Consider the following 13,791-nt stretch of genomic DNA (forward strand, 5'->3'; position numbering starts at 1 on the left):
ATGTTTCATCATATGTTCTTCTAATTTTCCCCATAAAAAAATCCCCCTTATAGTAGACAGGATATAAAGCTTTCTTTTTTCTGTCTACTATAGGGGGAGCATATCATATACCGCGGCTTTTTCTTATCGTTTTCCTTCTACTTTAATCATGTCAACAAAAGCATCTAATGCGATTGTTTCTGATTTTTGTTCACCATATTTACGTACGTTTACGCCGTTTTCAGTTACTTCATTGTCACCTACTACAAGCATGTACGGAATTTTTTGCATTTGTGCTTCACGGATTTTGTAACCGATTTTCTCTTCACGAGTGTCTAATTCAACACGGATACCAGCACGACGCAATTCGTCTTGTACTTTCTTCGCATAGTCTAAATGTACTTGCGGAGAAACTGGAATTACTTGTACTTGAACTGGAGCTAACCATGTTGGGAATGCACCTTTGTATTCTTCAATTAAGAAGGCTACAAAACGTTCCATAGTTGATACAACACCACGGTGAATTACAACTGGACGATGTTGTTTACCGTCTTCACCAACGTATGATAATTCAAAGCGTTCTGGAAGCAAGAAGTCTAATTGTACAGTTGAAAGTGTTTCGTCTTTTCCAAGAGCAGTACGAACTTGAACGTCAAGTTTTGGACCGTAGAATGCCGCTTCACCTTCAGCTTCGTAGTAATCAAGACCCATTTCATCCATAGCTTCTTTTAACATACCTTGTGCTTTTTCCCACATCTCATCATCCGCATAATACTTTTTAGTATCTGCTGGGTCGCGGTAAGATAGACGGAATGAGTAGTTCTCTAAACCGAAATCTTTGTACACTTCTAGAGTTAAGTTTACAACACGTTTTAACTCTTCTTTAATTTGATCTGGACGAACGAAAATATGCGCATCGTTTAAAGTCATTCCGCGTACACGTTGTAATCCAGATAACGCACCTGACATTTCATAACGGTGCATTGTTCCAAGTTCCGCAATACGGATTGGTAATTCACGGTAGCTGTGAATATCATTTTTATAAACCATCATATGATGAGGACAGTTCATTGGACGAAGAACTAATTCTTCGTTATCCATTTCCATTGATGGGAACATGCCATCACGGTAGTGGTTCCAGTGACCAGAAGTTTCATAAAGCTCTCTGCTTCCTAGTACTGGAGTATATACGTGATCATAGCCTAAGCTTGCTTCTTTATCAACGATATAACGCTCGATAATACGACGAATTGTTGCACCCTTTGGTAACCAAAGTGGTAAACCTTGCCCTACTTTTTGGCTATTAGTAAATAGTTTTAATTCTTTACCTAATTTACGGTGATCGCGCTCTTTCGCTTCTTCAAGCATACGTAAGTGCTCATCTAATTCCGCTTTCTTAACAAATGCAGTACCGTAAATACGTTGTAGCATTTTATTATTGCTATCGCCGCGCCAGTAAGCACCCGCAACGCTTAATAATTTAAATACTTTAATTTTCCCTGTAGATGGAAGGTGAACACCACGGCAAAGGTCGAAGAATTCGCCTTGCTCATAGATTGAAATAACTGCATCTTCTGGAAGATCGTTAATTAAATCTAATTTTAACTCATCGCCGATTTCTTCAAAGCGACGAATTGCTTCTGCACGTGGTACTTCATGACGAACGATTTCTAAGTTCTCGTTCACAATTTTTTGCATTTCTTTTTCGATTTTCTTGAAGTCTTCAACTGTAATTGCTTCTTCCATATCAATATCGTAGTAGAAGCCATTTTCAATTACTGGACCAATGCCGAGCTCAACCTTAACATCTTTATATAAACGTTTTAACGCTTGTGCTAAAAGGTGGGCTGTTGAATGGCGTAAAATATATAGGCCATCTTCAGAATCTAATGTAATGATAGAAACTGCACCATCTTCTTCGATTGGTGTAACAAGATCGATCATCTCATCGTTTAATTTTCCAGCTACAGCTTTTTTCTTTAAGCCTGGGCTAATAGAAGCTGCGATTTCTTCAGTTGTTACGCCTTTTGGAAACTCCTTCACAGCTCCATCAGGGAAAGTAATTTTAACTACATCTGCCATCACTGGTCACTCCTCTTTTTCTCAAAATAAAAAACACTCATCCCGTAAAAAGGGACGAGTGTTGAATTCGTGGTTCCACCCTTGTTCCAATTAACATAATTGTTAATTGCTCAAGTTCAACATAACGGTGTTGTCCGTTAGCAATTACTAGAAAACCGTTCACTGCTAAAGTTTAGAGGTGGTAAGTAATAATCCCGTACTAGGAAGCTCACACCCTAAGGCTTCCCTCTCTGAAAATCGTAGAAAACTACTCATGTCCTCATCATGACATTTCAATATATTTCATTTATGTAGGTAATTATATGCTCAAAAACTTAGAAAATCAAGGGCGTTACCTTTATTTTTTAAATTTTTCACATTGCGCTCAAAATCATGTAATCCATGTAATTGGACCCGTTCTTGGAACACATTTCGCAAAGTAATTATCATATTATGGTCTTGTTCTTTCGTATATAAATAAATCTTTTTGGGCGAAATAGAAAGAAGCGGCGCAATTACTTTCGTATCAATATATACATCATTTTGCTTTAATAATTCCTCATCTATATATTGGACCAACTTCTCCTGTTTTAAACGTCTACCTTTATCATCATAAAAGATAAAGCTTTCATCAAAAATAAGATGCACGCAAGACAAACGTGATTTACGGCTACTTACTTGTTGCCGAAGCGTCTCAATGAACATTTGGTATTCTTGCTCCATCTTATATTCATCAATTGCCACTTCCGCAAGTTTAGCCACCATTTCCCTATATGTACGAAGACGAAAACGGATATATGATGAAAACGAGAATGAGAGCGGATCACAAAGCCAATTATTTAAAGAAGACTTAATATATGACTCAAATGCGTTACGCGTTAAATCCTGAGCTACACCTTTTCTTTTTCCCTTTAAAATCTCATGTGCCATGTGCAATATTTGATGACACTCTTCTTGTTCTTCATAAAAAAACTTTTCTTTTAAAATCGTATAAATCCACTCATTTTGTTTCACATTCACAATGAAATACACCATTACTGGCAATAAGATCTTTTCAATATAATTCGATTCACGTACTGGTATGTGAATCACCACTTTTTGTTCCTGTAAATACACACTCGTTTCCTTATATAACACTTCCGCTCTTTTCAGCAATTGTCTATATACGTGCATAGCATCATTTTTTTCTTCGAAGCAAATTTCAATCACTTTTGTCCCCCCTTTTATCCCCGCTCTAAAGGACTGTATCTATACGTTACAAATCCTATAAGAGTCCGTTCCACGTGAAGTTCACTCTTAGTAGAATTACATTTCCTATCGTTAGAAAATCCACTCAATATGGCTTGCTAATTTTATATATATTAAGGGAGGGAGAAAAAAATGATACAAGCTACTATGAATTTTTATTGTATACTTTACTTATCAATAACAGGGGTTATCCGAATGTTTGAATATAAATTCGTAAAAGTCGAACCACATTGGGGGTTCACTCGCTCAAAACCAGCTGAAGACTACCAAGAAATTATTCAAGAACATGCTAGAAATGGCTGGAGGTTCGTACAGATTGTTGCCCCTACGATTGGCAGTTCTGGACAACCTGAATATTTCGACCTCATATTTGAAAAGAAAATATCACTATAATACAAAAGAGCAAGCTTCTCAGCTTGCTCTTTTACTTATGACGACGGTTTTTCCCACCAATCGGAATTGGTTTCGCTAAATATTTAATTCGTTCCATAATACGTGCTGCCTTCATTTCTTCAGCCTCGCCACGCTGCGTATACGTTAAATGGTGTTCCAGTTGTTTAAAATCAAAATTAGACGTAAAGAACGTCGGTAAGTTTTCTAACATACGGAATTGTAAGATTGCACCGAGTACATCGTCACGGACAAAGCTTGACATCGCTTCTGCCCCGATATCATCTAACATTAAAACTTGTACGCGTTTAACCGCATCAATCTTCTCACCAATCGAATTATCTTGAATTGAACTTTTAATTTCACGTAAAAATTCCGGGAAGTATACGAGCATCGAACTTATTTTCTTTCGAGCAAGCTCGTTCGCTATTGCTCCTAACAAATACGTTTTTCCTACACCAAATTTACCGTACAAATATAAACCTTGTGCTTTTTTACCTGGTTCATATGTACTTAAAAATTCATTCGCTGCACCAATCGCATCGATACGTGCATTTAAATCAGAAGGATCTAAGTTTTCCATAGTTGCCTGTAAAATATCCGTTGGCATATATACACTTTGAACAAGTTTTTCATATTTCTTTCTCTCGTCATACGCTACTTTTCTAACGCAGCGATCGTATTGAATATCAATCATCTTCCCTTGAATAACAAGCTTTGGCTCGTACCCTTGTAGCATATTTTTACATGAGCCTAAATCCGGACAATCCACGCAACCTACACTTTGTCCAATATATTCATATAACTTAACAAGACTGCGCTCAATCATAGAAGTCGTTACTTCACCCTTATGTTCGTCTATAAATTCTTTCACACGCGGATGCGCCATTACTTCTGCCTTTAATACTTCATATCTATTTTTAAAGTTTTCATTTTCCATTAATTTTGCAAATGAATTTTGAATATGCTCCATTTTCTCACCTCAAAGAGCGTTCATTCTCTTCTATTAATCACGCTTATATTTTTTTAACACTTCTTCTAGTCGTTTTCTTTCATCTTCTAGCGTACTTGCATCTTTTTCTACACTTACATCTTTCTTCTCTGTTTCTTTCTCTTGTTCTTTCGGCTCTTCTTCCTTAAGCCAATCTGGCACCATTTCTTTCCGCACCGTTTTCTTCGCCGTACGGCCTTTTTTCTTCGTCTCAGCCCACTCTTGATACTGACGGTTCTCTTCTTTCGCTAACGCCATCGCGTCCGCTACTGTACCGACCTTTTTACGTGCCCAATGCCCAGCAATCTTCTCGACATACGTTTTCGCAAGTTTCATATCTGAGCGTAGCATAACGTAATAAATAAGTACATTCACAACTCCTGGTGTCAATTTTTGATTAATCATGACATCTTCAACGATCTGCAAGTCCGCTTTCGTTGCCTCTGCACCACCAGAAATCTCTTTCAATAGTTGTTTTGGTGAGATTTCCTCTAGTTGCTTTATTAGCATCTCCTCTTGCGATGAAGGCTCTTTCTCTTTCATCGTACGTGCAGCATGAGGCTGTACTCTTTCACTTAATACCGGTAATGCTTGACCATTTTCAAATTGATACCAATCGCGCGCTCCTTTTCTAAGCCTTTCCATATCAATTGTTTGCATCTCTGTCACTGCACCAAGAACGATATTTTGCATCGATAACACATCTACACCATACACGTAAGCAAGTGTTATAACGCAGTCTCTCACTTGATCTGTAATCGCCTTTTTAGGAACAAGAGCGGACAATCCATCTACAAATAAAGAGAAATCAAAGAAATCATTCCAAACTTTCGGAGCGTCTCCCTTCTCGTTACTTGGCATAGTTGTCGTTTTTGGAATACGAAGGTCTTCTTGCGCATGCTCAAGCTGTCCTGGATTAAACGAACCAAACACATCATTGAAAGAACGCGTAACATTTTCATAAGAAGCAAAATCAAATTCTTCTTCTAAGAAATATTGCTTTACTTGATTATATTTTGTCCTGCTCAATCGATTGTATAAAAAGATACTTAAAACAATATCATCAAAAAACTGCTTCGGAGATAAAGGTGGTTGCAACTCATATATGAACATTCGAATATCTTTTTCTTTCTTAATATATACCTTCAAAAGCCCAATTGCCTCTAACTTTACTCGTTCCTCATATACTTCAGGAAGTTGCATTTGCATAGTCACCATAAGGGAATGATGCGTATTCTCTTTTCCAAATACACGATCTTGCTCAAGCTCTCCCCATAGTGTCATGTATAAGCTAAAAGCTCTACTACCTATTAACGGCTGATACAACATCGTTAACACTTTTCGGTCGTAATTGTGCAGTAGTCCTTTCGCACTTACTTTATAACGATCAATCGGCAATAGCTCCATCCATGACTGTTTTTCCATTCTTGCTTTTCCTTTCTCTCATCCAATCTATCCTCTACTTCACTCGTTCTATCTTCATTATATAAATTCTTAGTGAAAAAGAGCTATTAGCTTGCGCTTCTAGCTCTCTTATCCTATTACTTACGGTATGTAAAGAGAATAAAATACAACTTCTACTCTCTTTCTTTTTGCAGTATATCTTTTAATTCTTCAATAAATACATTTAAATCTTTAAATTGACGATATACAGAAGCAAAACGTACGTAAGCAACATCATCAATATCGCGAAGTTCTTCCATAACAATTTCACCAATCATATCACTTTTCACTTCTGATATACCTAAATTACGCAGTTCACGTTCCACGCTTTGTGTTACTTCTTCTAATTGTCTTAAAGATACTGGTCTTTTTTCACACGCTTTAATTAAACCGCGTAAAATCTTTTCTTTATTAAACTCTTCTCGTGTGCCTTCTTTTTTTACAACGATAAGAGGTGACTCTTCTACCCTTTCAAAGGTCGTAAAGCGACTTAAGCAGCTTTCACACTCTCTCCTTCTTCGAATAGAGCGCCCCTCGTCTACCGGACGCGAATCTAACACTCTTGTACCATTATGAGAACAGGATGGACAACGCAATTCATTCACTCCTTTACACTATACTCTTTATTTTTCTCTACTCACTTCACCTAAAATATATATACAATATTATATAACTCATTCTAACTCTCTTACCACTTTAAGTTCCAGCGCATCACTTTATCATCTCATCCTTAAAAATAAGATGGTATATAGGGCACTACCTCATTTGCAAGAGTCCAATTTATTCAACTAACGAGTACGTTATATTTTCCCTTTTTTATAAACTAAAAAAGAGGTGCATTATACACCTCTTTACATTTTAAATCAATTATGTTCTTTTTTAAAGAGCTTTTGTTTCTCTCTGCTTAATTTCGAAGCTACCAGTGCCTCGAGGAAGCTCGATGCTCTCACGCGTTTTCGCGTTTAAACCTTCTGCAATATATTCTGCAGCAACATTTGGATCAATACGATCCCCACAAGTATAAACATCAATACTTGCGTAACCGTGCTCCGGAAAGCTATGAATTGTTAAATGTGATTCTGAGATAATTACTACTCCACTTACACCTTGTGGTGCAAATTTATGGAAAGCAACCTCACGCACTTCAGCACCAGCTCTTAGTGCTGCATCCACAAATAATTGTTCAATATACGGCATGTCATTAAGCTTGTCGAAATCGCAATCCCAAAGTTCAGCGATCACGTGACGACCCATCGTATCCATAGTATCCATTCTACAGTTCCCCCTTGTAAATTTATTCTAACTGTTCGAATTGAAAACTAATTTGCAATTTGGCTTGCTCCACTACCACGGGGGAAAGTTAGTCCAGAGAGGTCCTAACCCTTTAAGTAGTGACTACGTACCTCAGCTCTTAAGTTTACGAGTGTTAGTATACTTTGTTTATTTTCATTTTGCAACAACAGTTTTTTCGATTTTCTGTCATATTTTCCTCTTTACTTTTCCCTAAAAAAAATAAACGATTCACAAATGCAGTAATCACAACGTTTCGTGGTATGTCCACTTTTTAAAATATACTTATATAATTTTTTTCCTTTTCAGAAAAAATTAAAAAAAGAGGGCAAATATTGCCTTGCCCTCTCCTCCCTTATTCACTTAAATGTGTTGCACATTTTCTTGTTTCGCTAACTCTTGAACAACTAACGTTACAAGATCTACAACACGACGAGAGTAGCCCCACTCGTTATCATACCAAGCAAGTACTTTCACTTTACGATCACCCATTACCATTGTAGATAAACCATCGATAATAGCTGAGTGTGTATTTGTATTAAAGTCGATAGATACTAAAGGCTCTTCGCTGAATTCTACAATACCTTTTAACACACCGTTTGCAACAGTTTTGAATGCATCGTTAATAGCTTCAACTGTCACATCGCGTTTTACATCTACTACTAAATCAACAAGAGACACGTTTGGTGTTGGTACACGAAGTGCCATACCATGAAGTTTTCCGTTTAAATGCGGAAGAACTTTTGCTAGCGCTTTCGCAGCACCTGTCGTTGTCGGAATGATTGATTGTCCGCAAGCACGTGCTCTTCTTAAATCTTTATGTGGGTTATCAATATTTTTTTGGTCATTTGTATAAGCGTGAACTGTCGTCATTAAACCGTTTTCAATTCCAAACTGCTCATCTAACACCTTCACAACAGGCGCTAAACAATTTGTTGTACAAGATGCATTTGAAATAACAGTATGTTTTGTAATATCTAATTGGTCTTCGTTCACACCAACTACAATTGTTACATCTTCATTTTTACCAGGCGCTGTTAAAATAACTTTTTTCGCTCCAGCTTCAACGTGAAGAATTGCTTTTTCTTTTGAATTAAATTTACCAGTTGCTTCAATTACAACTTCAACACCTAAATCTGTCCAAGGCAATTCCTTTGGATCGCGGTTGTTTAAAAGGCGAATCATTTTTCCATCAACTAATAAGTGATCTTCAAATGCTTCTACTGTTCCGTCAAACTTGCCATGAACTGTATCATATTTAATTAAGTGTGCTAACGTTTCAGATGGATAGCTTGCATTGATTGCTACAATTTCGAATGCGCTTTCTTTTATTGCTTGACGAAATACCATTCTCCCAATACGTCCAAATCCATTAATTGCCACACGAGTCATAATATGTTATCCCCCTTGAATGCGTTATACTATTTATCTCCAATCCCAATAATAGTATAACACAAAAAGGGGATATGTCACTAAGCATTTTCATTAATTTCACAATTTTTTAGTCAATAATGTTCCACTTCTTTAAAATTACCTGCAATTGTGTTTTCGTTCCCATAATTGTGCCATCATTATTTATCACTTCATCTGCATTTTCCACTTTTTCTTCTAACGGCATTTGAGATTGAATACGAGCTGTTGCTTCTTCTTCTGAAAAGTTATTTCGTTTCATTAAACGTTCTAATTGCGTATGCGGCTTAACCGCTACAACTAAAATGCGGTCAACGAGACTTGTTAATTTGCTTTCAAATAAGAGAGGAATATCTAACACAACCGCTTGCATACCTTCTTTTATGTACATTTCCTTTTGCCTATTCATTTCCTCACGCACTGCAGGATGAACAATTTTATTTAACTGCAATCGTTTTTCTTCATTATAGAAAACGACACTTCCTAGTTTTGGACGATCTAATTCTCCATCTTCTTGTAACACTTCCGTTCCAAATACTTCTACTATTTTGTTATATGCTGGTTTTCCTCGCTCTACAACTTCTCTTGCGATAATATCTGCATCAATAACTGGTATGCTCAGTTCACGAAACATTTCTGATACCGTACTTTTTCCGCTTGCAATGCCTCCCGTTAATCCAATTACTACTGTCATAATAATCCTCCTCATAATAAAAGGCGCGAAACTAATGTTCCACGCCCATACTTACATTTTCCAAATTCCAATAATGATGAGTAATACTCCAGGCAGGAATGTAAATTTTTGTAACCACTTCATATTTGATAAAACCGTTCCAAGTTTCATTCCAATAAATAAAAACAAAGAACTCATAACTGCAACTAATATCGCCATCATAGCGGGTGCATACCCTAATAAAGATGCACCAATTCCGGCACCAAATGAATCTACAGAAAGAGCTATACCAAGAAGTAATGCTTCTCCTGCAGAAATGGTGCCTGATTTATCAAAATCTGCAACAGTCGGTTTCCGTAAAATTTGAATCACTAGGCCTAGCGAGGCAATCTCTAATTTCCAGACCTTCTCCTCTTGCTTCGGTTCTTCTTTTTTCTCACTTCGAAAAAATTGATATAATACCCAAATCCCTATTCCAATAAGAACAAGCCCACCGATACGCGTTGCGATAACAGGTGAAAATACTTTCGCGATCATATGTCCAATTCCCATTGAAACAAGCATAACAGCCGCTGAACACATTCCGATAATTATAATTGATCTTAGTGGAATTCTTACGCTTCTTAAACCATATGTTAGCCCTACACTACAGCTATCTAAGCTTAATGTAAAAGCTAATAAAATAAGAGATAAATAAAGGTACATCGGTAAGCTCCTCCCTTATACATAGCTCTGCTGTATGTATATGACAAATGCCTATCCGATGTTATCTCTTTTCTATATTCTAGGCTGACAAATTGGGCAGTAATGCGTTCCTCGCCCGCCAACAACTGTTTTTTCTAATATCGTGCCACAAGTTACGCACGGCTCTCCCTTTTTCCCATATACATTTAGGAGTTCTTGGAACGAACCAATTTGCCCTTGTGAGTTGATATACGTCCGAATTGTACTTCCGCCACGCTTTACTGCTTCGCCTAGCGTTGTAACGGTAGCCTCATAAATTCGCTCAATTTCTTCTACTGTTAAAGACGAAGCTTCTCGTTCTGGATGAATTTGAGAACGGAATAAAACTTCATCTACATATATATTTCCAAGCCCTACTAAAAGACGCTGGTCCAGTAGCACAACTTTTATTTTACGATTTGTCTTTTGTAATCTTTCTTGTAAATACTGCGGTGTCATTTCAGCATCAAATGGCTCCGGACCTAAGTCAGCAAGAGGCATTTGGTTCATTTCTTCACCTTTCTTAAAGAGATGCATCGTACCAAACTTTCTCACATCTTTATAATGTAATTCCGTTCCATCTGTAAATAAGAAACGGACGTGCGTATGTTTATCAATCGGCTCATCCTCTTGATGCAGTAAAAACTTACCTTCCATACGCAAATGTGAAACAATGACATAATTCGTTACATATAAAAGCAAAAACTTTCCTCTTCGCTTTATATTTTCAATCTTCTCGCCTTTTAGCATTTCTTTAAAGATTTCTGCATCATCCGGTCGTTTCACTATTTTTGGATAAGTAACAATAACATCTTCAATCGTTTTTCCTGTTACAAGATTTTCAAGTGTCCGTCTGACGTTTTCAACCTCTGGTAATTCAGGCATTTCATCACTTCCTTATTTTGCGTCGTACCAAGTTGGACCGTAAGAATAATCAACTTTCAGCGGAACTGCAAGTTCAATCGCATGTTCCATTACTTCAGGTACAAGCTGCTCTAATTTTTCGATTTCTTCTTTTGGTGCTTCAAATATTAATTCATCGTGTACTTGCAGAAGAAGACGCGCTTGTAATCCTTCTTCTTCTAAACGATCTGCCATAATAATCATCGCTTTTTTAATAATATCTGCTGCAGTACCTTGAATTGGTGTATTCATCGCTGTACGCTCAGCGAAGCTACGCAAGTTAAAATTACGACTCGTAATTTCTGGAATATAACGGCGACGATTTAATAATGTAGCTACATATCCTTTTTGTTTCGCATCTTTTACGATGTCCTCCATGTATTCTTGTACACCAGGGAAACTTTCTAAATACTTTTCAATAAATTCCGCTGCTGCTTTTCTTGTAATTCCTAAGTTTTGTGAAAGACCATAATCACTAATACCATACACAATTCCGAAGTTAACAGCTTTCGCTTGTCGTCTCATATTTGAAGTTACTTCATCTTTTTCAACGCCAAATACATCCATAGCTGTTTTCGTATGAATATCCATGTCATGTTGGAACGCTTCAACTAGTCCTTTATCATTTGCAATATGAGCTAATACACGCAGTTCGATTTGTGAATAATCAGCCGCATACATAATCCATCCTTCTTCTGATGGAACAAATGCCTGACGAATCTTTCTTCCTTCTTCTAATCGAATCGGGATATTTTGCAAGTTCGGATCCGTTGAACTTAATCGACCTGTTTGCGTTAACACTTGATTAAAGCGAGTATGAATTTTAGATGAATCTTCATGTACAACTTTCAGTAAACCTTCAATGTAAGTTGAATTTAGCTTCCCTAATTGACGATAATGTAAAATATTTGGAATGATTTCATGGTGATTCATAAGCTTATCTAGTACATCAGCTGACGTAGAATAACCTGTTTTCGTCTTTTTAATAACCGGTAAGTTTAAGTTCTCAAACAGAATAACACCAAGCTGCTTCGGTGAATTAATATTAAATTCTGTTCCCGCAAGCTTATAAATTTCCTGTTCCATTTCCTTTAATCTACCCGCAAGTTCTTCTCCCATATTACGAAGACGCTCTGTATCAACTTTTACACCCTTTACTTCCATATCAGCTAGTACACGTGCAAGCGGCAATTCTAATTCTGTAAACAGTTCATATTGCTCATTCTTCTTTAACTCTTCAACGAATGTTTGCTTTACATCATATAATACATGCACTTTACGAGCCACATGCTCCGCGACTACCTCTAACTCTGGAACCGCACGCTTCGCACCTTTTCCGTAAACTTCTTCATCTGATTTCACAGCATGCGTTTCTTTCATTTTCGCTACAGTACGGAAATCTTTATCTGTATCAGCCGGGTCAAGTAAATAAGCAGCGATTAATAGATCAAAGTCAATCCCTTGCATATCTATCCCATTCCATTTCAGTGCAACGATTGCACGCTTCGCATCAAATGTATGCTTTCTCATTTCTCCATCTGCAAGCCACTCTTTAAAAGCATCTGACTTAAGAGCAATGTCTGTCTGAATAAAGTAACATCCATTTTCATTTTGAATACCAAAGCCTTGAATGTCTGCTTTATGATAATTATCTTCTTGTACTTCAACGATAAGCGCACTATCTTGCTGAAGCATTTCTTCTGTAACTTCTTCCACAATATCAAATGTAATATCATCTAATTCAGCTGGAGCTGTTGCTTCTGGCGTAACGCCTAATTTATTTAAAAGAGATGTAAATCCTAAACTCTCGAACATTGGAATGACATCACTTGCTTCATATCCTTTATACACCATATCATCCACATGAACTGTAATCGGCGCATCTGTAATAATAGTTGCAAGATCCTTACTCATAAGAGCTTGTTCATTATTTTCTTCCAGTTTTTCTTTTAATTTCTTCCCACTTACTTGATCTATATTTTCATACACCGCTTCAACCGTTCCAAACTGTGTTAACAATTTAATTGCCGTTTTTTCACCAACTCCTGGTACACCCGGTATATTATCTGACTGGTCTCCCATTAAACCTTTCATATCGATAATTTGCTTTGGTGATAAGCTGTATTTTTCAAATAAAGCTTCTTTCGTATATTCATCCACTTCTGTAATCCCTTTTCGCGGAATACATACAAGCGTGTTATCAGAAACAAGTTGAAGTAAATCTTTATCTCCTGAAATAACTTTTACACTTGCTCCTTGCTCACTCGCTTCTTTCGCTAACGTTCCCATGATGTCATCCGCTTCATAATTTTCTAATTCATAACGCGGTACATTGAACGCATCCAGCATCTCACGAATAAACGGGAACTGCTCTGATAATTCAGGTGGAGTCTTTTGACGTCCTCCTTTATACTCACTATACGTTTTATGACGGAACGTTGTTTTGCCTGCATCAAACGCCACTAACATATGAGTTGGCTTTTCTTCCTCTAATATTCTCATTAACATCATTGTAAAACCGTAAATTGCGTTCGTATGTATACCTTTGTCGTTATTTAAAAGCGGTAGTGCAAAGAAAGCACGATACGCGATATTATTACCATCTACTAATACGACCTTTTTTTCCAAAATTGAAACCTCCCCATACAAATTTGAAATGATTTTTTTCACAGAAAAAAAC

At 37.0% G+C, this 13,791-nt stretch carries 12 protein-coding genes and 1 other annotated feature; of the genes, 1 reads left to right on the forward strand and 11 read right to left on the reverse strand.

What is annotated here, in order from left to right:
• Nucleotides 1–123 precede the first annotated feature (123 nt).
• Both thrS and ytxC read right to left on the reverse strand, forming a co-directional pair.
• Nucleotides 124–2,061, reverse strand: coding sequence for a threonine--tRNA ligase (gene thrS / locus MR168_RS16620; RefSeq protein WP_000786083.1), 1,938 nt, complete (start codon nt 2,059–2,061; stop codon nt 124–126).
• Nucleotides 2,062–2,108: 47 nt separating this feature from the next.
• Nucleotides 2,109–2,336 (reverse strand) — a binding site (T-box leader).
• 31 nt (nt 2,337–2,367) lie between these two features.
• Nucleotides 2,368–3,249, reverse strand: coding sequence for a putative sporulation protein YtxC (ytxC, locus tag MR168_RS16625; RefSeq protein ID WP_000569625.1), 882 nt, complete (start codon nt 3,247–3,249; stop codon nt 2,368–2,370).
• Between the two features lie 234 nt (nt 3,250–3,483).
• Between ytxC and MR168_RS16630 the strand changes: the two genes are divergently transcribed.
• Nucleotides 3,484–3,681: a DUF4177 domain-containing protein gene (locus MR168_RS16630; protein WP_002024924.1), complete on the forward strand. Its 198-nt coding sequence runs from the start codon at nt 3,484–3,486 to the stop codon at nt 3,679–3,681.
• A 31-nt stretch (nt 3,682–3,712) separates the two neighbouring features.
• Here the strand turns inward: MR168_RS16630 and dnaI are convergent, their stop codons facing one another.
• From dnaI to polA, 9 genes are all read right to left on the reverse strand, one after another.
• Nucleotides 3,713–4,651, reverse strand: coding sequence for a primosomal protein DnaI (gene dnaI / locus MR168_RS16635; protein WP_000400106.1), 939 nt, complete (start codon nt 4,649–4,651; stop codon nt 3,713–3,715).
• A 33-nt stretch (nt 4,652–4,684) separates the two neighbouring features.
• Nucleotides 4,685–6,094 carry a replication initiation and membrane attachment family protein gene (locus MR168_RS16640; protein ID WP_074618857.1) on the reverse strand — a complete coding sequence of 470 codons (1,410 nt, stop codon included), beginning with the start codon at nt 6,092–6,094 and terminating at the stop codon, nt 4,685–4,687.
• 152 nt (nt 6,095–6,246) lie between these two features.
• Nucleotides 6,247–6,708 (reverse strand): transcriptional regulator NrdR, encoded by a 462-nt coding sequence (nrdR, locus tag MR168_RS16645; RefSeq protein ID WP_001203687.1) that lies wholly within the window; start codon nt 6,706–6,708, stop codon nt 6,247–6,249.
• A 283-nt stretch (nt 6,709–6,991) separates the two neighbouring features.
• Nucleotides 6,992–7,375 carry an adenosylmethionine decarboxylase gene (gene speD, locus MR168_RS16650; RefSeq protein WP_002003660.1) on the reverse strand — a complete coding sequence of 128 codons (384 nt, stop codon included), beginning with the start codon at nt 7,373–7,375 and terminating at the stop codon, nt 6,992–6,994.
• Between the two features lie 390 nt (nt 7,376–7,765).
• Nucleotides 7,766–8,794, reverse strand: coding sequence for a glyceraldehyde-3-phosphate dehydrogenase (locus tag MR168_RS16655; protein WP_086411924.1), 1,029 nt, complete (start codon nt 8,792–8,794; stop codon nt 7,766–7,768).
• A gap of 109 nt (nt 8,795–8,903) precedes the next feature.
• Nucleotides 8,904–9,506 (reverse strand): dephospho-CoA kinase, encoded by a 603-nt coding sequence (gene coaE / locus MR168_RS16660; RefSeq protein ID WP_016123436.1) that lies wholly within the window; start codon nt 9,504–9,506, stop codon nt 8,904–8,906.
• Nucleotides 9,507–9,557: 51 nt separating this feature from the next.
• Nucleotides 9,558–10,190 carry a sporulation membrane protein YtaF gene (gene ytaF / locus MR168_RS16665; RefSeq protein WP_000281744.1) on the reverse strand — a complete coding sequence of 211 codons (633 nt, stop codon included), beginning with the start codon at nt 10,188–10,190 and terminating at the stop codon, nt 9,558–9,560.
• A 72-nt stretch (nt 10,191–10,262) separates the two neighbouring features.
• A complete protein-coding gene (mutM, locus tag MR168_RS16670; protein WP_001114478.1) occupies nt 10,263–11,093 on the reverse strand; it encodes a DNA-formamidopyrimidine glycosylase in 831 nt (276 codons plus the stop codon).
• A gap of 12 nt (nt 11,094–11,105) precedes the next feature.
• Nucleotides 11,106–13,739: a DNA polymerase I gene (gene polA, locus MR168_RS16675; protein WP_242291427.1), complete on the reverse strand. Its 2,634-nt coding sequence runs from the start codon at nt 13,737–13,739 to the stop codon at nt 11,106–11,108.
• Nucleotides 13,740–13,791 lie beyond the last annotated feature (52 nt).

Source organism: Bacillus cereus group sp. BfR-BA-01356 (assembly GCF_022663635.1).
GTDB lineage: Bacteria > Bacillota > Bacilli > Bacillales > Bacillaceae_G > Bacillus_A > Bacillus_A cereus.